Here is a 21,115-nt window from a genome sequence, read left to right on the forward strand (position 1 = left end):
AGTCAATACGAACATGGCGCTTCACTCCCTTCACCTGTTAAAAATTTCATGGCCTAGTCTTATTATAACCGATGCCTCCCTTTCCCGTCCAGCCCGAACAGGATAGAGAAGGGGCTCCGGGGAGCCCCTTCCGTTGCTGAAGGCCGCTTCCGCCGTTTAAGCGGAAACCACCTTCGGAGAGTTCGCTTTCATTGTTCACGATCACTCCTTTCTGATGAGTGTCAGCCGGCTACAGCTCTATTTACTCATATTTGCCGCCGCAGAGCAAGGTGAGAGAACATTTATAACGATTTTTTCCCTATTTTCCCTATCCATCCTAAACGTCTCTCGACGTTCTGTTCAAGGAAAGGCGCCCGCGGTTTAACGGTCATTTGCTTGGTACAGAAAGCCGCGCCGCCGCGGCAGCGCCCAGCCTGCGCAGCTCCAGTTCCTGCACCAGAGCCAGCGCCTGCGCCTCGGCCAACGATATTTCGCGGAATGTCACCTCCGCGCCAGGCCGCGCCTGGACGAACAAGGGCAGGTCCGCGGCCGCCACCTGCGCGATGCGGGGATAGCCGCCGGTTGTCTGCGCGTCGGCCAGCAGCACGATCGGCCGGCCGTCGGGAGGCACCTGCACGGTGCCGGGCGCGACGGCCTCGGAGATCATCTCGAGCGGCTCGGTCAGCGCGAGCCGCTCGCCGTCCAATCGGCAGCCCATACGGTCCGATTGCGGAGTGACCCGGTAGGGCGCGGCGAAGAAGCGCTCGAGGCTGCGGGCCTCGAACGCTTCGGCCTCGCGCCCGCGGACGGCGCGCACGACCGGGTGCGCGGCATACGGCGGGCGCGCGGACGGCGCAAGCGCCCAGCGGGCAGGCGCGAGCGCGCTCTGCGGCGCGGCGGCGGCCAGGCGCGCGGCGAAGGCGGCGGCATGCGGCGCGGCAGGGCCCAGCTGCAGGCGGTCCCCTGCCTTAAGCGGCCTCCCGGCGACGCCGCCGAGCCCGGCCCGCACGTGCGTGCTGCGGCTGCCGAGCGCCTCGGGCACGGCGAAGCCGCCCGCCGCCGCGAGATACGCGCGCATGCCGGCGCGGGCCGCGCCCAGCCGCAGCAGCGTGCCGCCGCGCACGAGCGCCGGTCGCCAGCCGGGCAGCGCCTCGCCGCCCGCCTGCGCGTCCATATCCGCGCCGCACAGCGCGACGAGCGTATCCCGCTCGAAGCGCAGCGCCGGCCCCGCGAGCGTCAACTCCAGCGCCGCGGCGCCCGGCGCGTTGCCGACAAGCAGGTTCGCGGCGCGCAGCGCGAACCGGTCGACCGCGCCGCTGACGGCGACGCCGACGCCGCGGTAGCCGTAGCGCCCGGCATCCTGAATCGTCGTCAGCAGCCCGGCTTCTTCCACGAGCACGGTCATCCCGGGCTCCCACCTTCCCGCACCGGCCTGCCGGCCGCTTCCCGCTCCTTCTGCATCTGTGCGAAGCGGGTCGCGGAGATGGGCTCGAAGCGGACCCGATCCCCGGCCTTGAGCAGGCTGGGCGGCTCCCGCCGGGCGTCAAACAGGACGAGCGGCGTCCGGCCAAGCAGCCGCCAGCCGCCCGGCGAGGCGAGCGGATAGATGCCGGCCTGCCGTCCGGCAACGCCGACGGAGCCGGACGGTATCGCCGGACGGGGCTGCGCCAGCCGCGGCGCAGCGAGCGGCTCCGGCAGTCCGCCGAGGTACGGGAAGCCCGGGAGGAAGCCGATCATGTGGACGGTATACGTCGCCGCGCAAAACATCCGTACCGCCTCCTCCGGGCTCATCCCGGCCGAGCGGGCGACCGTCTCGAGATCGGGCCCGAAATCGCCGCCGAAGCAGACCGGCACGACAAGCGCGGCAGGACCGCCGGCGGCGTCTTCCTCCGCCCGAGCCGCCCCGACCGGCTCCGCAGCCGGGTCCGCCAGCGGCTCTTCCCCGATGCCGACAAGCAGATGCTCGAGCCACTCGCACATCCGTTCATAGGGCGAGCGGCCGTCCGCCCGCTTCGCGCCGCCGCGCGCCCGGCCCTGCGGCAGCGGGCCGGCCAGGGCCGCTTCATCCGTATGCACAAGCCACGGATCGTAGTACACGGTGACGGTCGTATAAGCCCGCACCCACTCCCGCACCACAGCCGGGCGACAGTCCCGAAGACGCCGAACCGTCTCGTCCACGAGCCGGAGGGCGCGCTCGCCGATCGGCACGTTCCAGCGGATGACAACCGCTTCCTCGCCTAGTGCGTACAACTCGTAGCCTTGCTCTTCCCGCTTCACGCGTGCGCTCCCTCCTTTTTGCGAATTTATGCGTTTTCTTTCCCGCTATCCTGCTCTCTTCGTTACTTGGCGAAGCCCTGCTTCTTGAGCCAATTGGCGCACAGCGCAGGCCACGTTCTCGCTTCCGGATGCTCCTCTGCAAGGCCGAGGCCGTGGCGCCCGCTCTCATAAATATGAAGCTCGAAGGGCACCCCGTTCCGGCGCAGAGCGGAGGCAAACAGCAAGGCGTTCTCGACAGGAACTCCGGCGTCGTCTGCCGTATGCCAGATGAAGGCCGGCGGCGTGTCCGGCGTTACCGCATTTTCGTTCGACAGTTGCTCCACCAATGCGGCATCCGGCGCCTCGCCGAGCAGGTTCGTCCGGGAGCCGACATGCGCATGAGGATCGGCCAGCGTAATGACCGGATAGCACAGCACCATTAGGTCCGGCCTGCAGCTTTGCCTGTCGACCGGGTCGTCCGCCTCAGGCATACCGCTATCGTAGCGGGTGCCGGCCGTCGCCGCCAAATGTCCGCCCGCGGAAAAGCCGAGGATGCCGACCCGGCCCGGATCGATGCCCCACTCGCTTGCCCGGCTGCGGACGATCCGGATCGCGCGCTGCGCGTCGGACAGCGGATGCGGATGTTTATACGGCGCCACACGGTAATGCACGACGAACGCCGAGATCCCGAGGCTGTTCAGCCACTTCGCTACCGGCTCGCCTTCATGCTGCGCCCGGCGGGCGTAGCCCCCTCCGGGACATACAATGACGGCAGCGCGCGGTTCATCCCCTTGCACCAAATAAGGCACGAGCACCGGCTGGTCCTCCGCCCCGTTGCCGAGCGCTCCCGGCGTTCCTTGCGGCCACAGCTTCAACTCCATCGATCATTCCTCCTGCTTCCATTCATCGTATTTGAGCCATTTGCGTGATAGACGCCTATGACATGTGAAACCTCGCCATCGGTCGTCACCCGCGGTCTTGAAAATTCGGCGTATGGTTACCGCCAAAATTTTCAAAATAGACGCCTATGACGTGCGAAACCTCGCCATCGATCGTCACCTGCGGTCTTGAAAATTCAGCGTATGGTTACCGCCAAAATTTTCAAAATAGACGCCTATGACGTGCGAAACCTCGTCATCGGTCGTCACCTGCGGTCTTGAAAATTCGGCGTATGGTTACCGCCAAAATTTTCAAAATAGACGCCTATGACATGTGAAACCTCGTCATCGGTCGTCACCCGCGGTCTTGAAAATTCGGCGTATGGTTACCGCCAAAATTTTCAAAATAGACGCCTATGACATGCGAAACCTCGCCATCGATCGTCACCCGCGGTCTTGAAAATTCAGCGTATGGTTACCGCCAAAATTTTCAAAATAGACGCCTATGACATGCGAAACCTCGTCATCGGTCGTCACCTGCGTGCAGCACCATCAGGTGATGAAAACGGGCTGCGGACCTTGGACGATTTTACAAGATAAAAACCAGGCTTCTCGAGGTCGATCATACTACAACCGCCGCCGAAAAAAAACAGCCAGCTCAAACATGGAGGGCGCGCATGCGGCCTTATCATTTTGGGTCGACAATAAACGTCAAAATTTCACGATAAGTATGGCGCTTCGACTAGCCTTCGTATATAATGACTCCTGTTAACCTTCGTAAGAAAAAAATTTTTCGCCGTCCTTTCGAGGATGAGCGACCGCGGTTTAAAACGGCAATCGGCATCGTTTCAAGGATGAGCTGTCCGCGGTTTAGCAGCAGTTTTTCTTGGTACAGTAAGTTTACTACAACGTGCTCGTATAATTGCGGGAATCGGCCCGCAAGTCTCTACCCGGACACCGGAATGCCCGGACTACGAGTGATACTTGGCCTGTGCCCGCCGGCCTGGCGGCCGCAGGGCGCTTGTCGCTAGGTCATGGGACTGGCCCTCCCCGCCTGGCGGCCTTTACATCGTATCGCTCGATGAATCGTCTCAAGCTGCAGGAGACGGTCGGTCGAGTTTTTTTATTTTTTATTGGCCGAATTTACCCCAAAAAGCAGTAAAGATGCCGCATCCCGGGCGGATGCGCAGGTGGACACGACAAGGAGGATATCAGGCGTGAAGTTATTGAAGGACAAAGTACTGCAGGAAGGCATCGTGCTGAGCGATCATGTGCTGAAGGTCGACGCATTCCTCAACCACCAGATCGATCCGGCGCTGATGCTGGCTGTCGGTGAGGAGTTTGCCTCCCGTTTCGCCAAGGACGGCGTGACGAAGGTGCTGACGATCGAATCGTCCGGCATCGCGCCGGCCGTTATGACCGCGCTGCAGCTCAAGGTGCCGCTCTTGTTCGCCCGCAAGCAAAAATCGTTGACGCTGCGCGACGACATTTTTACGGAAAAGGTGTATTCGTTCACGAAGCGGGAGACCAGCGAAATTACGGTATCGCGCAAATTTTTGTCGCCGGAAGACCGGGTTCTCGTCATCGACGATTTTTTGGCGAACGGAGAGGCCGCTTTCGGCCTGGCGCGCATCGTCCAGCAGGCGGGGGCTCATGTCTGCGGCATCGGCATCGTGATCGAAAAAGCGTTCCAGCCGGGCAGCCAAAAGCTGCAGGCGGCCGGTTACCGGGTCGAATCCCTTGTCCGCATTGCTTCGCTGACCGACAGGCAGATTGTTTTCGCCGAAGACGCCGAGGACGTTCGCGTTCAATAAATCAGGGCTATTCCCTGCAAAATCTATAGATTGAGAGGTCATCGTTTCCCCATGCCATCAAAACAACCTGTCATGCGCCGATTCTCGCTCGGCCTGCAGCACGTGCTGGCCATGTATGCAGGAGCCGTCGTCGTGCCGCTGATCGTCGGCGGAGCGCTGAATTTGAGCGAGCAGCAGCTCGCCTATCTCGTTGCCATCGATCTGCTGACCTGCGGCATTGCGACGCTGCTGCAAGTATGGAGCAACCGCTTCTTCGGCGTCGGCCTGCCGGTCGTGCTGGGCTGTACCTTCACCGCCGTCGGCCCGATGATCGCCATCGGCGAGCGGTACGGCATGTCCGCCATATACGGCGCCATAATCGTCTCCGGCCTGCTCGTCGCGCTTTTCGCCAGCCTGTTCGGCAAGCTGATCCGCTTTTTCCCGCCGGTTGTCACCGGATCGGTCGTCACCATTATCGGCGTTTCGCTCATCCCCGTCGCGCTGCAGGATATGGGCGGAGGGGCGGGCAGCCCGGATTTCGGGGCGCCGTCCAATCTGCTGCTGGCGTTCGGCGTGCTCGTCCTGATCGTTCTCATGAATCGCTTGTTTACCGGCTTCCTGAGGGCTATCTCCATACTGCTCGGACTGATCGCCGGCTCGCTTGCCGCCGCGATCATGGGCAAGGTCAGCTTCGCCCCGGTGGCCGAGGCTTCCTGGTTTCATGTCATCCGGCCGTTTTATTTCGGCGTGCCGACGTTCGAGTTGTCTGCCATCGTCACGATGACGCTTGTCGCGATCGTCAGCCTGGCGGAGTCAACCGGCGTCTTCCTGGCGCTGGGCCGCATGGTCGGCAAGGATCTGACCTCGGACGATTTGACCCGCGGCTACCGCGCCGAAGGCTTGGCCAGCATTCTGGGCGGACTGTTCAACGCGTTTCCGTATACGACCTATTCGCAGAACGTAGGCCTCGTGCAGATGAGCAACGTCAAGACGCGCGACGTGATCATCATGGCTGGCGGCATTCTCGTCCTGCTCGGCCTGTGCCCTAAGGTTGCCGCGCTGACGACGCTCATTCCGTCTCCGGTGCTCGGCGGGGCGATGCTCGCGATGTTCGGCATGGTTGTCTCCTCCGGCATCCGCATCCTCGGCTCGCAGGTCGATCTGAACCGCCACGAAAACTTGCTGATCATCGCCTGCTCCGTAGGGATGGGTCTCGGCGTTACCGTCGTTCCCGGCCTGTTCGAGCAGCTTCCCGCGTGGGTGCAAATTTTGACGGACAACGGCATCGTCGCCGGCAGTTTCACGGCAATTGCGCTAAATCTGATCTTTCATGCCGGCCGCCGGGCCGAGCCCGCGGAATCGGCAGCACCTGCACCGCAGCCGGCCGGCAAATAATCGGCACGCGGCTAAACGCCGTAGCCGGCAGCCTGCTGCTGGCTACGGGCTCCCCAAAGCTTCGCTTCTAACCTGCATTTTAAGCAGGAAGCGGGGCTTTTTTTCGTCCCCTGCGGCGTTCGTATATAATAGGGAGTACACCGGCCGATGCGGCATATTGGCTGAATGGATTTGCCGGAATTTTTGCAGACCTTGGAGATGGCGTCATATGAAGGAGTGTTTGCGGAAGCTATGACAATGACACGGAACCGGACCATCATCGCCTTGCTCGCCGGACGGCTGGCGCTCCGGCTGAGTCGCCGGAACGCTGCCCGGCAGTTCGGCCGCCAGATCGCGGTCTGCCTGCTGCTTGCGGCTGCTATGTTCGCCGCCGGATGCCAACCTGAGCCGTCCGCGCCGCCTCCCGCTCCAGCACCGCCCGCGACCCCCAATGAGCCGCGGCAGGAACAGGACAAGGATGCGGAGAGCTTCGTCCCGGACAAGGAGCTGAGACTTCACTTCGTCGCCCAGGACGGGCTCGAGAAGCCGGAAGACGAGGCGAAGAAGCTGGCCGATGCGCTGGAAGCAAAGCTTGGCCTTCGTGTTAAAATCACGCTGGCGGATCGTAAAGCCGACGTCATCAAAGCGATGGAGTCGAAACAAGCGGAGCTGGCCATTGTGCCGCCTGAGGATTACGTCTATCTGCACGACGAGAAGCAGGCGGCCAGCCCGCTGCTGCTCGCTCTGGATTACCGGATCGAGGACGAGACCGGGGAGGCAACGACAGAGCTCGTCGCGTCCCATAAGGCGGTGATTGTAGTGAAGGCGGATTCGCCCGTCCGAACGGTCGCCGCTTTGAAAGGACGAACGATCGCCTGGCAAACCGTGTCCTCGCTGACGGGATATGTGTGGCCGGCGAATGAATTGAAGCGGCAGGGCATCGATCCCGAACGGGATTTAACCGGCATCGAGATCAAAGGGCACGACCGGGCGGTGATGGCCGTGCTGAACGATCAGGTTGACGCGGCCGCCGTGTTCCAGGATGCCCGCGCGCTGATCGCAGGCCGCATTCCCGACGTATTCGACCGCACGCGGGTGCTTCTCTATACGGCCCCGATTCCGAACGATGTTGTCGTCGTGCGCAGCGACATGGACGATGCCTGGAAGCGGCGAATCGCCGCGGCATTGATCGACGTCAGCGCCACCGGCGGCGAAGCGCATTTTCCGGTATATCTTCTGCTCTCTCACCTGGGGTATAAAGCAGCAAGCGACGCCGCCTTTGCAACGGTCAGGGAATATACGAAGGGAAGCGGCGCCGACGGCGCCAAATAAACGAAGATGCTCGAGGCTCAGGCCGTCTGCGGTTCGTTTAATCGCGCCAGACCGCTCGTGAACGGCAGGCTGCCCCTGCCGCTCACCGCCCTTCGGCCGCGCGCGAAATGAAGCCCGCCCGGGCGATGCAAGCTTGGATCGCGCGGCCCGTCCGTTCCATTCGAATTGTTCTCTGGGAGGCTTAGCTTCCGGCTACGTCGCGTTTGGCAAAGGCGAGCCAGGAAACGAACATGAAGACGATCCAGTAGAGCGCAAGCATCGTCACGGAAAAGCCGAGCGTCATCCCTTGGACGAGCGGCTGGCCGCCCAGGAAATAAGGCGTCAGATCGGTATTGGCGAACAGGATGAATTTCACCCAGCCGTAACCGAACCGGGCCAGAATGGCAATCGCCGTCGAAGCCGTGAACATAAGAAAGATGGACAGGCCGATCGCCAGCGAACTGCTGCGGAAGACGGCGGAAATCATGAACGCCAGCGTGGAGGCCATCACGATTTCGACTGCTTGAAAGCCGTATGCCCGCACAACCGAGAGGAACGACATCTCCTCGGGCAGCGCGCCCCCGGCGCCAAAAAAGATCAGGCCGGCAAAATACGAAGCAATGAGCAACAGCAGCAGCAGCGCTGCGATAAACAATAATACGGCGATGTATTTGGCCCATAAAATTTTGCTGCGCGAAGCCGGGCGAATGAGCAGCAGCTTGATCGTGCCCCACGAAAATTCGGAGGCGACCGAATCTCCCGCCACGATGACGGCAAAGATGAAGGCCAGTCCGGATAAGCTGGTCGTGAGGCTCATAAAACCGACCACGTGATCGATGCCGGTATCGAGTACGTATTTCATCAGGACGGCCATAAACAGCACGGCCAGCACGAGCAGCCCCAGCATCATCCAGGTGCGGACGCGGCCGTATATTTTCATCTGTTCGTTCTGCACGAGTCTAATCAGGCTAGACAATGCGATTCCCCCTTGTCACCTCGAGGAATTGATCCTCAAGCGTCTTCGTCAGCGTGCGGATGCCGCTCACCTGAAGCCCGCCTTCGACCAGCAGGGCGTTCACGCGGGCGATCGCCTCGCGGCGGTTCGGCAGCGCAACGATCATGCTACCGCTTCCTTCCGTGCGGATTTCCCCGATCTCCAGGACGCCGCCCCCTCCGTCGCGCAGCTCCCCGGCCGCTTCCCGCAGCTGCTGCAGCCGTTCGGACGCTTCGCCCGGCATATCGACCTCGAAGCACACATCAACGAGCTCCGCTTCGCCCGGCCGCTCCTTGAACGAACGGACGTCGAGCAGTCTGCCGTTCTGGATGATGGCGACGCGGTCGCACATCAGCTCCATCTCCGACAGCAGGTGGCTCGAGACGATGACCGCAAGTCCTTCGGCCACAGCCAAATGCCGCAAATAATCGCGCAGCTCGCGGATGCCCTCTGGATCGAGTCCGTTCGTCGGCTCGTCCAGCACCAGCACAGAGGGTCTGTGCAGAATCGCCTGGGCGACGCCGAGCCGCTGCCGCATGCCGAGCGAATAGGTCTTCACTTTATCGTGAATCCGGTTCTCCAGATGAACAAGGGCGACGACTTCGTCGATTCGTTCGCCGGGAATATCGGGGTACATTCTGGCATAATGGAGCAAATTTTGATAGCCTGTCATAAAACCGTAGAACTCCGGGTTTTCCACAATCGCCCCGACTTGACGCATCGCCTGTTCGAACTCCCGCTTCACGCTGTGTCCGGCGATGACGATCTCCCCTTCCGTCATGGAGATCAGCCCGACCATCATGCGAATCGTCGTCGTTTTCCCGGCCCCGTTCGGTCCGAGAAAGCCGAACACCTCCCCCGGGCGCACGGCGAACGTCAGCCCGTCGACGATCGTTTTTCCGCTGATCCGCTTGGTAACTCCTTTCAGCTCAACGATTTTTTCCACGCTGTAGCCTCCATATCCATATAAGATTAAAGATCACTGCCTCGTTCTCATCCATCTAATCTTTGACGGAAAAAGTATATCATACCCTTCGTTACGGACCAAAAAATGAAGCCCTCATAAAGGGCATTATCCGCACCAAAAATGACAGCATCCGCTAGTTGATGCATCCTGCCTTACGGATACCTCGGGATCGTCTGGCCGGGATTTTTCCGGTTATTTTCGACAAAATCATGTCGATGCCGCGATTTGCAAGGAAGCTGGCATCGCCTTGTGACGTCCTTCATAGTCGGTCTTTCGCTGCCGAAGTAAGCTGAAATCGTAAAAACAAAATGCCCGAATATCGGAGCGAAAGGAGTGGAGCGTATGGCGGTTAATGAAGAACAGGTTCGGCCAACCGCGGCTGCTGACGAGGTGAACGAACTGGTCGCAAGGGCCCGGCAGGCGATGGAGGCGTATTTGCGGCTGGGACAGGAGCAGGTCGATTCCATCGTGCAGGCCATGGCGCTGGCAGGCCTTGACCGGCACATGGAGCTTGCCAGGCTGGCCGTTGAGGAGACGGGGCGAGGCGTATACGAGGACAAGATCACCAAGAATCTGTTTGCGACGGAATACATCTACCACAGCATCAAATACGACAAGACAGTAGGCGTCATCGAGGACAATCCGTTCGAAAGCTATCAGAAGGTGGCGGAGCCCGTCGGCATCATTTGCGGAGTGACCCCTGTCACCAACCCGACATCGACGACGATGTTCAAATCGCTGATCGCAGCCAAGACGCGGAATCCGATCATCTTCGCCTTCCATCCGTCCGCGCAGCAGTCGAGCATTGCGGCGGCCAAGACGCTGCTGGAGGCGGCCGTCAAGGCGGGCGCGCCGGAATATTGCATCCAATGGATCGAGCACCCTTCCGTCGAAGCGACGCAGGCGCTGATGAACCATCCCGGCGTCTCGCTCGTGCTGGCCACCGGCGGTTCCGCGATGGTCCGGGCAGCCTACAGCACCGGAAAGCCCGCGCTCGGCGTCGGTCCCGGCAACGTACCGTGCCTGATCGAGAAGTCGGCGGATCTGAAGCAGGCGGTCACCGACCTGATTTTGTCCAAGACGTTCGACAACGGCATGATTTGCGCCTCCGAGCAGGCGGTCATCATCGAGGAGGCCGTGTACGACCAGGTTCGCAAGCTGATGACCGATTACGGCTGCTATTTTCTGAACAAGGATGAGACGGAGACCGTTTCGAGGCTGGTGATCAACCCGGAAAAATGCGCCGTCAATGCGGCCATCGTCGGTCAGTCGGCGGAGCGGATCGCGGACATGGCGGGAATTCAGGCGCCTGCCGGAACGAAGATTCTCGTGGCCGAGCTGGAGGGCGTCGGGGACGCGTGGCCGCTTTCTGCGGAGAAGCTCAGCCCCGTGCTGGCCTGCTACAAGGTGCCCGACGTTTGCCAGGGTATCGAGCGGGCCGCGGAAGTTGTCGCTTACGGCGGGATGGGGCACTCCTCGGTTATCCATTCCCGCAACGAAGAGGCGATTGCCGCGTTTGCGCAGCGGCTGCAAACCGGGCGGGTCATCGTCAATTCCCCGGCCACGCACGGCGCCATCGGCGACATTTACAACACGAACCTGCCATCGCTGACGCTCGGCTGCGGCTCTTACGGGCAAAATTCGACGACGGCGAACGTGACGGCTGTGAACCTAATCAATGTGAAAAGGGTGGCGAGGCGTACGGTCAACATGCAATGGTTCAAGGTGCCCCCGAAGGTGTACTTCGAGCGGGGAGCGACGCAATATTTGGAGAAAATGCCGGATATCTCGCGCGTGCTGATCGTCACAGACAAGACGATGGAGCAGCTCGGGTATGTGGAGAAGATCGAGTACTACCTGCGCAAGCGCAAGACACCGGTCAGCATCGAGGTGTTCGCCGACGTCGAGCCCGACCCTTCCACCGACACGGTCGACAAGGGGACGGCGCTGATGCGGGCGTTCCAACCGGACTGCATTATCGCCCTCGGCGGCGGTTCGCCGATGGATGCGGCCAAGGCGATGTGGCTGTTTTACGAATATCCGGATACCGAATTCGATGCGCTGAAGCAAAAGTTTCTCGACATCCGCAAGCGGGTATACAAGTATCCTAGGCTCGGGTCCAAGGCGAAGTTCGTCGCCATTCCGACGACGTCGGGCACTGGCTCGGAGGTCACATCGTTTGCGGTGATTACGGACAAAAACAAAGGCAACACGAAATACCCGCTCGCCGATTACGAGCTGACGCCGGATGTGGCGATCGTCGACCCGGAATTCGTCTACAGCTTGCCGAAGACAGCCGTCGCGGATACGGGCATGGACGTGCTGACGCACGCGATCGAAGCATATGTGTCGGTCATGGCGAACGATTATACGGACGGGCTTGCGCTCCAGGCGATCCGGCTCGTGTTCGACAACCTGGAACGCTCGTTCCATACTTCGGATGCCATCGCTCGTGAAAAAATGCACAATGCCTCGACGATCGCCGGCATGGCGTTCGCGAACGCTTTTCTCGGGATTAACCACAGCCTGGCGCACAAGTGGGGAGGCCAGTATCATACGGCGCACGGCCGGACCAACGCGATCCTGATGCCGCACGTCATCAAGTACAATGCCCAGAAGCCGACCAAGTTCGCCTCGTTCCCGAAGTACAGCCACTTCATCGCCGACGAACGCTATGCGGACATCGCCAGAATGTTGGGGCTGCCGGCGAGGACGACGGAGGAAGGCGTGGCCAGCCTGATCGCGGCGGTAAGGAAGCTGAACCGCTCGCTCGGCATTCCGGAGAAGTTCGCCGATCTCGGCATCCCGGAGCAGGACTTCGAAGCGCGCGTCGACGAGCTGGCCGACCGGGCGTTCGAGGACCAGTGCACGACCGCCAATCCGCGGATGCCGCTTGTCAGCGAACTGGCGGAAATTTATCGGAATGCGTATTACGGCCGGTTTTGAAGAAGTATTTTGAAAACTGTAAATACCGACGCTGAAAGCGGATCGTTCCGAAGCTCGAACGGATTCGCGCGGGTGGAACGAAACTATTTACTCGGAGGTGCAGCAGCAATGGCTAAAGTGATGGAAGACGTCCGGGGCGCGGCGGATGCCGGGCGCTCCCCGTGGAGATCGTTCACGGCTGGCCCATGGCAAGAGCGGATCGACGTTGCCGGGTTCATCTCGCTCAACATGGCTCCGTACGAGGGAGACGAACGGTTCCTCGCCCCGCCGACGGAGGCGACGCTGGCGCTGTGGGACCGCGTGCTGGAGCTCATGCGCCGGGAACGGGAAAACGGCGGCGTGCTGGACGTGGACGTGAATACGGTGTCCACGATCACCTCGCACGGCCCGGGCTACATCGAACGGGATAAGGAAAAAATCGTCGGCCTGCAAACGGACGCGCCGCTCAAACGGGCAGTTCAGCCGTTCGGGGGCATTCGGATGGCGGCGGACGCCTGCAAGGCGTACGGGTACGAGCTGCCCGCAGACATGATCCGCCTATTCACCGACATCCGCAAAACGCACAACCAGGGCGTGTTCGACGCGTACACGACGGAGATGCGGACGGCCCGCAAGGCCGGCATCATCACCGGCTTGCCCGACGCGTACGGCCGCGGGCGCATTATCGGGGACTACCGGCGCGTCGCGCTGTACGGCGTCGACCGGCTGATCGCAGACAAGCGCAACGAATTGCTGGAGCTTGAAGCTTGCGAGATGTCGGAGGAGGTCATCCGGCAGCGCGAGGAGCTGTCCGAGCAGATTCGCAGCCTGCAGGAGCTGAAGCAGATGGCGGCTTCCTACGGCTTCGACATCTCGCAGCCCGCAGGCAACGCCAGGGAGGCGTTCCAATGGCTGTACTTCGCATACCTGGCTGCCATCAAGGAGCAGAACGGGGCGGCGATGAGCCTGGGCCGCGTGTCGACGTTCCTCGATATTTACATCGAACGGGATTTGGCGGAGGGCACGCTGACGGAGACGGAAGCGCAGGAGCTGGTCGACCATTTCGTGATGAAGCTGCGGCTGGTCAAATTTTTGCGGACGCCTGATTACAATGAACTGTTCAGCGGCGACCCGACCTGGGTGACCGAGTCGATCGGCGGCATGACGCTGGACGGAAGACCGCTCGTCACCCGCAACTCGTTCCGCTTCCTGCACACGCTCTACAACCTGGGGCCGGCGCCAGAGCCGAACCTTACGGTGCTGTGGTCGGATCAGCTTCCCCAGGCGTTCAAGAGCTATTGCGCCAAAGTGTCGATTCAGACGAGCTCGATCCAGTACGAGAACGACGATCTGATGCGTCCGTTGTTCGGCGACGATTACGGCATCGCCTGCTGCGTCTCGGCCATGCGGATCGGCAAGCAGATGCAGTTTTTCGGGGCGCGGGCGAATTTGGCCAAGGCGCTGCTGTACGCGATCAACGGCGGCGTCGACGAAAAGCTCGGTATCCAGGTCGGTCCGAAGCTCGCGCGGCTTGAAGGAGACACGCTCGATTACGCGGAGGTGGCGGCCCATTACGACGTCGTGCTCGAATGGCTCGCCGGCTTGTATATGAACACGCTCAATGTCATTCATTACATGCATGACAAGTATTGCTACGAGCGGCTGGAGATGGCGCTGCACGACCGGGACATCGTCCGCACGATGGCTTGCGGCATCGCCGGCCTGTCGGTGGCAGCCGATTCCTTGAGCGCGATCAAGCATGCCAAAGTGCGGCCGATCCGCAACGAGCAAGGGATCGCGGTCGATTTCGAGATCGAGGGAGAGTATCCGCAATACGGCAACAACGACGAACGGGTGGACCGGATCGCCGTCGAGCTGGCCGAGTCGTTCATGAACAAGCTGCGCAAGCACCGCGCGTACCGCAATGCCATTCCGACGCTGTCGGTGCTTACGATCACCTCGAATGTCGTCTATGGCAAAAAAACAGGCAGCACGCCCGATGGTCGCAAAGGCGGAGAGCCGTTCGCCCCGGGCGCCAACCCGATGCACGGCCGCGACCGCAAAGGGGCGCTCGCCTCGCTCGGCTCGGTCGCCAAGATTCCCTACGAGTGCTGCCAGGACGGCATATCGAACACATTCTCGATCGTGCCGAAGGCGCTCGGCCGGGAAGAGGAGACGAGACAGAGCAATCTGGTGTCGCTCCTGGACGGGTATATGGCCAGCGGCGGGCATCATCTGAACGTCAATGTGTTCAACCGCGAGCAGCTGCTGGACGCGATGGAGCGGCCGGAAAAGTATCCGCAGCTGACGATCCGTGTATCCGGCTATGCCGTCAACTTCATCAAGCTGACGAGAGAGCAGCAGCTTGACGTGGTAAACCGAACGTTCCACGGCAGCATATAAGGCGCCCGCGCGCAGGGCAGCGGCGACGACAGCCGCCCTCTCTGGGCGGCGGCCGCTCCGATGAGCGCGCCCGCTCCGGCGCGGCTGCCGCTCGGATATACACTCAACCGCTAGGGAGGCGAATGTCCATGGATAAGCAAGGCCGGATTCACTCCGCAGACACGTTCGGCACCGTCGACGGCCCGGGCATTCGCTTTGTGCTTTTTATGCAAGGCTGCGCAATGCAATGCGGGTATTGCCATAACCCGGACACGTGGAATACGCAGGGCGGGATGGCGGCATCGGTGGATGACATCCTCGCCGAAATCGAGCCTTATGTCCCGTATTACAGACGTTCGGGGGGCGGCATTACCGTAACGGGCGGCGAGCCGACGCTGCAGGCTCCGTTCGTCGCCCGCCTGTTCGCCGAATGCAAGCGGCGGTGGGGGCTGCATACGGCGCTCGATTCCTCGGGCTTCTGCGATCCCAACCATGTCGATGAATTGATCGCCCTGACCGACCTGGTGCTGCTTGATTTGAAGCAGTTGAACCCGGAGCGCCACCTTGCGCTAACGGGCCGGCCCAACGACAGGACGCTGGCGTTCGCGAGATGGCTGTCGGAGCGAGGCAAGCCTGTATGGATTCGCCATGTGCTCATCCCCGGAGTCACGGACGACCCGTCCGACCTGACGGCGCTCGGGAAGTTTGTCGGAACGCTGCGCAATGTCGCCAAACTGGAGCTGCTGCCGTACCACCGGATGGGGGTCTACAAGTGGGAGCAGCTTGGCAAAGCGTATCCGCTGGAGGGTATCCGCACGGCGGACGACAAAGACTTGCAGCGCGCCCGCCGTTTGGTGGAGGCTGCCATGACAGCGGTGCAAGCTCAGCCCGTTCAGGCGTAGCGAATAACAAGCCGCCCTTCGTTCGATCGCCGGGTCGGCGGAGGGCGGCTTTATCGTTAAGAGCTACAGGCGGCGACCGATGACGAAGGAATCGCTCGTCATAGGCGCCTACACCCGTTTTTTCAACTGCAATAGTCTTTCTTCCGACAACCCCGTAACTTTGACAATCAGCGGAAGCTCAATTCCTTCTCGCATCATATTTACCGCTGTTGATTCCAGAGCTTCTTCTCTCCCCACTTCCCTCCCTTTTTCGATTCCTTTTTGGATTCCTTTTTGGATTCCTTTTTGGATACCTTGTTCAATTCCTCTTTCGATACCTTGTTCAATTCCTCTTTCGATTCCCTGTTCAATTCCTTTTTCGATCCCTCTTAACACAGCTTGTTCTTCAAGCCACTCCAGGTTTTTTTCAAAATTGGAAATCACCGAGCTCATTCCTTTCCTGTGAATTTCCGTCACGATGCGCCGGATCTCGTCTTCCTTGTCTTTCGTCTTAGCAAGCCGCCTTAAGATCTGCTCAAACCAGATCGCGAACTGCTCCCGCTGCTCCTCCGGCAAATTGTCGATCGTCGGGGCCAGTTTACGGAACAGCTCGATCAACTCGTCGATCTTCGAGTGCGAATGTTGTTCGATCAAGAACACCGAGCCGATCACATTGGCGAGATTCTCCAAATCCTCAGGTGTATAGCGCTGCACATCGAGCAAAAAATATGAAAAATTGACCAGCGCTTCCTCTTCGAAAAGCTCTTCCCCCGCCAGCATTTCCCGAAAATACAGCGGTGCCGTCCATGGCTGATTTCCATTGTACAAAACCATCGGCACGATGACCGGCAACTTGAAGCCGGACCGCTCCCGTACTCCTGAGGCGTGCTCGCGCATGACCTGCCGCCAAATTTCCACCTGATACAAGAGCAACCGCCACGGCATCAGCGAATCCACGGTAGACTGCAGCTCGATCAGGATATAGAAAATGACATCCCGATCCTTCAGCTTCATCCGGTACACCAGATCCGCTTCCTTGCCCCTGAAATCCGGCAAAATATACGACTTATCGACTTTGATTAAGCTCGCTTCATCAATCTCCTGGGCCCAGCCACGCTTAATAAAGGAACGCACCATTTCCAGAAAAATGTGCTTGCTGGACAGCAGCAGCTTGTAGCCGCGATCATGCTTTTGGCGAACCGCCTTGTGCTCATCCGTCATCCGCTTCTCCTGCGCTCATTGGGTTGTTATTGTCTCTATTATACCATATTCGCTCTGAAAAGCAGTGGATCATCCCCGCATAGTTACTGCGTTTTGCCATTCATGATTTTCCAGCCGCCGGGAAAAATATATCCCAAAACCTAAGGAGCGAATGATTCATGGCAAAGGCATTTCGGCATATCCGGCGCTTCTTAACGCTGCTGCTCGCGCTTGCACTATGTGCCTTGTCCGGATGCGGCGGGGCCGACGAAGAAAAAACGAAGCAGTCTTCCGGGCAAAAAGCCCAGTCCCCACAAAACGCCAAGCCGGTCGACACCGAGCTGCTGCAGCAGATGGAAATGTACAGAGAGATTAAAAAATACGAGTACGAGCAAGAGGAAAAGGCGCGGCAGGAGGAAAAAAAGCAGCTCGAGCAAATGATGAAGCAGCGGCAAAAGACGATGCGTCGCGAGTTCGAAGCGCTGGAAAAAGAACGCAAGGGCAGAGTGTATCTGCAAAAAAAGTCGCAAGAGGAAGGCTCGTCCGATGGCGGCGAGCAGCAAAATAAACAGCAGGATGATCCATCGAAAAACAAACAAAAGACGGAAGAGAAAAAATAACCGTCGGGGCAGCTGTGCAGTTGCCTGTCCGATTGCCCTGTTATAGCCACCTGATGCCGATACGCGACCTAAGCACGGCCAGCCTCCCGAAACTGGAAATCGGCTCCCGTTTCGTATAGTCTATAGAGTAAATTGTTGTGCGCAAAAGCGCTACCCGGGGGAGGTATTGTCCTTGCAGCCACTGTTATCGGTTACCGGGCTGACCGGCGGCTACAGCCGCCAGAGGCCGGTTTTGCACGATCTAACGTTCCAGGTCGGACATGGAGAAATGGTCGGCCTGATCGGCCTGAACGGCGCCGGCAAAAGCACGACGATCAAGCATGTCCTCGGCCTGTTGCAGCCGCACCGGGGAGAAATTACTCTGAACGGACGCACGCTCGATGAAGATGCCGCCGCTTATCGCCGTACATACGCCTACGTTCCCGAAAGCCCCCTGCTGTACGAGGAACTGACCGTAAAGGAGCATCTGGAGCTGGCCGCTATGGCATACGGCCTGTCGGAGGAGCAGTTCGGCCAAAGATACGGCTCGCTGCTCGAGCAGTTTCGGATGGAGCCTTACGCCGGCAGACTGGCGGCGCACCTGTCCAAAGGCATGAAGCAAAAAGTGATGATTATGAGCGCTTTTCTCGTGCAGCCCGCGCTCTACATCATCGACGAGCCGTTCCTCGGTCTCGATCCGCTCGGCATCCGCGCCCTGCTCGAGCTGATGGTTCAGGTGCAGAGAGAGGGCGCTGCGATTTTGCTCAGCTCTCATATATTATCCACCATCGAAAAATACGGAAACCGTTTTATCGTCCTGCATCAAGGCAAAGTGCTGGCCGAAGGGAACATGGCGCGGCTGCGCGAGATTGCCGGACCGGAAGCGGCGGCGGAAAGCCTGGACGACGTCTTCTTCCGGCTCATTTTGCGGGGGGAGCAGCAATGAGCGCGGAACGCCGCCCGGACCCGCTATTGCGTGAGCGCGCCCGCCGTTTTGTACAAGAGATCAGGCCGTATGTATTTTACGCCGTGCAAAGCGGAGGCATGGCGCTCATCCTGCTATTATTGATCGGCATGTTTCTGTACGACAGGCTGCTGACAAGCCCGCCGCCGGGCTTCCCGTTCGCGCTCGCCGCCTCCTTGGCGCTGCTGCCTGCGCTCGCGCTCGGCTCGATCCGCACCTACTTGCGGGAGGCAGACCAAATATACCTGCTGCCGATGGAGGGCGAGCTGCAAAGCTACCTCCGCAAGGCGATAAGCCGGGCTTACATCCGGCAAGCTATCGCCTTGGCGGCGGTCTGGCTGGCCGTTTGGCCGATGGTCCGAACGGCGCATGAACATGCCGGCTGGCGGGAGTTCGCCGTCCTGCTGATCGTGCTGCTCATGCTCAAACGCGTCCAGCTGCATGCCCGCTGGACGGAGCTGTCGCAGCGGGAAGCGCGCATCCGCCGTTGGCTGACGGCCTTTCGCTGGCTTGCCGCCTGGGCATCGGCCTTCCTGCTGGTCTCGCTGCCGCTCTGGACCGGCGTTCTCGCCGCCGCTGCCGGCACGGCTGTCTACGTGCTGCTGCTACGGCTCGTTCCCGGCCTCAAGGGCGTCCCATGGCTGGCCTTGATCGCCGAAGAACGCCGCCAGCAGCGCGCCATGTTCCGCTTCCTGAATCTGTTCGTCGATGTGCCTTCCATCCAGGGCCGACCGCGCGCGCGGCCGGCTCCGCCGCAGCTGGCCGCACGGCTCGGCTTTCGCCCGCAGCGGGCGTACATGTTCCTGTATGCGCTCATATGGCTTCGTTCCGAATCGTTCGGGATCACGATCCGGCTGACCTTGCTGGGAGCGCTCGCCGTCGCCGTCTCGGGCGGATCGTATTTGGCTCCGCTGCTATATGCGATATTCGCCGTCCTGATCGCGGTGCAAATCAAGGAATTGCAGCGGGCCTACCGCGACTGCGATTGGACGCATATTTATCCGCTGCCGACAGGGCTTCGGGAGGCGTCGGTGCGGCTCGTCCGCTTCGCCCTGCATGCCGCCGCGCTCGTCCTGCTGGCCGTGCCGCTTGCCTGGCATGCCGTCCGCGGCGCGCTATGGATCGGCCCTTTGCCGGACAGCCTGCTTGCGGCCGCTATCGTTATCTTCGGCGCGGCGCTGTCTTACCTGTATCATCGCTTGAAGCGAGCAAGCTGACCGCTTTTCGAACCGCCGCACCTACTCCCAGCGCGCGGCGGTTTGCCGCACGGCGGCGGTCAACCACATGAGCCGGATTTCGCCAGGGAACACGCGCCCCTCAAATGCGCTTAATCCGCTGCCTGCGGCGGCCGGCCGACATGGAGCAAGCCGCTCGTTTTGCCGAAATGTTCGCTTATGTCGGCAAAAGAGCGGTTTTGGTGTATTTATGAGCCTGAAGCAAGCCCGGGGGCGCAAAGTCAGGCACAGCCCGCCGCTGCGGTGTCAGGGATAGTCGATCCGCTTGCCGAGCCGGGACGATTCGTAGATGTCCTGGACGAGCCGGAGCGCCTTGACGCCTTCCTTGCCGTCGATCCAAAACTTGCGACCTTCGCTGACGTGCTCGTAGAAATCGCGGATTTGCACCGCATGGCTGACGCCCCAATACGATTTGGCGCCCAGCTCGTTTACAGCCTCCGGCCGGCACAGCTCGGCGGTTTCGTCGCCCTGGATCAGGTACAGACGATCGCCCTTCATATGCAGCGTGCCTTTCTCGAATATGGCTTCCAGCTCGACAGGCGAATTTCTCAAATAAGCATTCGTCGCGTAAAAGATCGCCTTAGCTCCGCAGCGGAAGACGATGCGGGCATGAGCCGTATCCTCCACCTCGATGACGCCTTCCAGCGAATCGGTCGTCACGCTGCCTTTGACACTGGCGATTTCGCCGCCAAGCCACTGCATCAGATCGAGCGTATGGATCGCCTGATTGATCAGGACGCCGCCGCCTTCCGTAGCCCAGCGGCCCTTCCATTCGCTGTTGTAATAATCCGCGCTGCGGTACCACGTGACAAGCCCCTTCATGCAGACGAGCTTCCCCAGCTCTCCCGATTCGGCATACCGCTTCATCGTTCGGGAAGCCGGATTGTACCGGTTCTGGAACACGATGCCGAGTTGCACGCCGGTATAACGCGCCTCGGCCTCAAGCACGGCGCGGGCGGAATCCCTGCTTTCCGCCAGCGGTTTTTCCGTCAGCACATGCTTCCCGGCAGCGAGCGCATCGACCGTCATCGGGGCGTGCAGGTGATGGCCTGTGCAAATGTGCACGACATCAATATCGTCCCGCTTCAGCACCTCCCTGTAATCCGCATAAGCCTCGCAGCCGTATTGGGAGGCGGTCTTGCGGGCCAGCGCCTCGTTAATATCGACCACCGCGCGAAGCTCTGTCAGCGGAAGCTGCGAAAGCGCCTTCAGATGGACGCCGGAAATCGCGCCGCAGCCGATTACTGCCGTTCCCATTCGTTTCATCGTCAGTCACCCGTTTTTCTTGATTTTTAGGGACGCCGTCCAGGCCAATCCGGTCAGCGCCAAGCTTGGTGCTTATGTTCATCATGAAGTATAATGAAAACATATTCTTTG

Annotated in this window: 16 protein-coding genes and 1 riboswitch; of the genes, 9 read left to right on the plus strand and 7 right to left on the minus strand. The window is 60.4% G+C overall.

Annotated features, from left to right (window positions below; translation table 11 throughout):
* Positions 1-367 precede the first annotated feature (367 nt).
* The 3 genes from F591_RS0106890 to F591_RS0106900 form a co-directional block, all read right to left on the minus strand.
* Entirely contained in the window at positions 368-1,384 is a 1,017-nt protein-coding gene (locus F591_RS0106890; RefSeq protein ID WP_019533859.1) for a 5-oxoprolinase subunit C family protein, read from the minus strand.
* Positions 1,381-2,256 (minus strand): 5-oxoprolinase subunit PxpB, encoded by an 876-nt coding sequence (gene pxpB, locus F591_RS0106895; RefSeq protein WP_019533860.1) that lies wholly within the window; start codon positions 2,254-2,256, stop codon positions 1,381-1,383. The genes F591_RS0106890 and pxpB overlap by 4 nt, the downstream gene beginning before the upstream one ends.
* Before the next feature lie 62 nt (positions 2,257-2,318).
* Positions 2,319-3,116, minus strand: a complete 798-nt coding sequence (locus tag F591_RS0106900; RefSeq protein ID WP_019533861.1) for an alpha/beta hydrolase — start codon at positions 3,114-3,116, stop codon at positions 2,319-2,321.
* Between the two features lie 891 nt (positions 3,117-4,007).
* A riboswitch (purine riboswitch) is annotated at positions 4,008-4,107 on the plus strand.
* Positions 4,108-4,330: 223 nt separating this feature from the next.
* On the opposite strand from F591_RS0106900, the gene F591_RS0106905 reads away from it, so the two are divergent.
* From F591_RS0106905 to F591_RS0106915, 3 genes are all read left to right on the plus strand, one after another.
* Positions 4,331-4,927 carry a xanthine phosphoribosyltransferase gene (locus F591_RS0106905; RefSeq protein ID WP_019533862.1) on the plus strand — a complete coding sequence of 199 codons (597 nt, stop codon included), beginning with the start codon at positions 4,331-4,333 and terminating at the stop codon, positions 4,925-4,927.
* A 51-nt stretch (positions 4,928-4,978) separates the two neighbouring features.
* Positions 4,979-6,301 carry a nucleobase:cation symporter-2 family protein gene (locus F591_RS0106910; protein ID WP_040741225.1) on the plus strand — a complete coding sequence of 441 codons (1,323 nt, stop codon included), beginning with the start codon at positions 4,979-4,981 and terminating at the stop codon, positions 6,299-6,301.
* Between the two features lie 231 nt (positions 6,302-6,532).
* Entirely contained in the window at positions 6,533-7,612 is a 1,080-nt protein-coding gene (locus F591_RS0106915) for a phosphate/phosphite/phosphonate ABC transporter substrate-binding protein (RefSeq protein ID WP_169445841.1), read from the plus strand.
* 181 nt (positions 7,613-7,793) lie between these two features.
* Here the strand turns inward: F591_RS0106915 and F591_RS0106920 are convergent, their stop codons facing one another.
* Both F591_RS0106920 and F591_RS0106925 read right to left on the minus strand, forming a co-directional pair.
* Positions 7,794-8,567, minus strand: a complete 774-nt coding sequence (locus F591_RS0106920) for an ABC transporter permease (protein ID WP_026326421.1) — start codon at positions 8,565-8,567, stop codon at positions 7,794-7,796.
* The gene (locus tag F591_RS0106925) at positions 8,560-9,531 is read right to left on the minus strand and encodes an ABC transporter ATP-binding protein (RefSeq protein ID WP_019533866.1); all 972 of its coding nucleotides are present in this window, start codon (positions 9,529-9,531) and stop codon (positions 8,560-8,562) included. Before F591_RS0106925 ends, F591_RS0106920 begins: the two co-directional genes overlap by 8 nt.
* Positions 9,532-9,894: 363 nt before the next feature.
* On the opposite strand from F591_RS0106925, the gene adhE reads away from it, so the two are divergent.
* The 3 genes from adhE (at position 9,895) to pflA (ending at position 15,761) form a co-directional block, all read left to right on the plus strand.
* Positions 9,895-12,498: a bifunctional acetaldehyde-CoA/alcohol dehydrogenase gene (gene adhE, locus F591_RS0106930; RefSeq protein ID WP_019533867.1), complete on the plus strand. Its 2,604-nt coding sequence runs from the start codon at positions 9,895-9,897 to the stop codon at positions 12,496-12,498.
* Between the two features lie 108 nt (positions 12,499-12,606).
* Positions 12,607-14,880 carry a formate C-acetyltransferase gene (pflB, locus tag F591_RS0106935; RefSeq protein WP_019533868.1) on the plus strand — a complete coding sequence of 758 codons (2,274 nt, stop codon included), beginning with the start codon at positions 12,607-12,609 and terminating at the stop codon, positions 14,878-14,880.
* A 128-nt stretch (positions 14,881-15,008) separates the two neighbouring features.
* Positions 15,009-15,761 (plus strand): pyruvate formate-lyase-activating protein, encoded by a 753-nt coding sequence (gene pflA, locus F591_RS0106940; protein WP_019533869.1) that lies wholly within the window; start codon positions 15,009-15,011, stop codon positions 15,759-15,761.
* A gap of 108 nt (positions 15,762-15,869) precedes the next feature.
* Here pflA and F591_RS0106945 read toward each other — a convergent pair whose 3' ends face one another.
* Positions 15,870-16,961: an Rpn family recombination-promoting nuclease/putative transposase gene (locus F591_RS0106945; RefSeq protein ID WP_019533870.1), complete on the minus strand. Its 1,092-nt coding sequence runs from the start codon at positions 16,959-16,961 to the stop codon at positions 15,870-15,872.
* Between the two features lie 158 nt (positions 16,962-17,119).
* Here F591_RS0106945 and F591_RS27525 point away from each other — a divergent pair, with 158 nt between their 5' ends.
* The 3 genes from F591_RS27525 (at position 17,120) to F591_RS27530 (ending at position 19,720) form a co-directional block, all read left to right on the plus strand.
* Entirely contained in the window at positions 17,120-17,560 is a 441-nt protein-coding gene (locus tag F591_RS27525) for a hypothetical protein (protein ID WP_019533871.1), read from the plus strand.
* Positions 17,561-17,732: 172 nt separating this feature from the next.
* Positions 17,733-18,485 (plus strand): ABC transporter ATP-binding protein, encoded by a 753-nt coding sequence (locus F591_RS0106955; RefSeq protein ID WP_019533872.1) that lies wholly within the window; start codon positions 17,733-17,735, stop codon positions 18,483-18,485.
* Positions 18,482-19,720 (plus strand): ABC transporter permease, encoded by a 1,239-nt coding sequence (locus F591_RS27530; protein ID WP_019533873.1) that lies wholly within the window; start codon positions 18,482-18,484, stop codon positions 19,718-19,720. The genes F591_RS0106955 and F591_RS27530 overlap by 4 nt, the downstream gene beginning before the upstream one ends.
* Positions 19,721-19,984: 264 nt before the next feature.
* Here the strand turns inward: F591_RS27530 and F591_RS0106970 are convergent, their stop codons facing one another.
* Positions 19,985-21,004, minus strand: coding sequence for a Gfo/Idh/MocA family protein (locus tag F591_RS0106970; RefSeq protein ID WP_019533875.1), 1,020 nt, complete (start codon positions 21,002-21,004; stop codon positions 19,985-19,987).
* Between the last annotated feature and the right edge of the window lie 111 nt (positions 21,005-21,115).

The sequence above is a fragment of the Paenibacillus ginsengihumi DSM 21568 genome, assembly GCF_000380965.1.
Lineage (GTDB): Bacteria > Bacillota > Bacilli > Paenibacillales > NBRC-103111 > Paenibacillus_G > Paenibacillus_G ginsengihumi.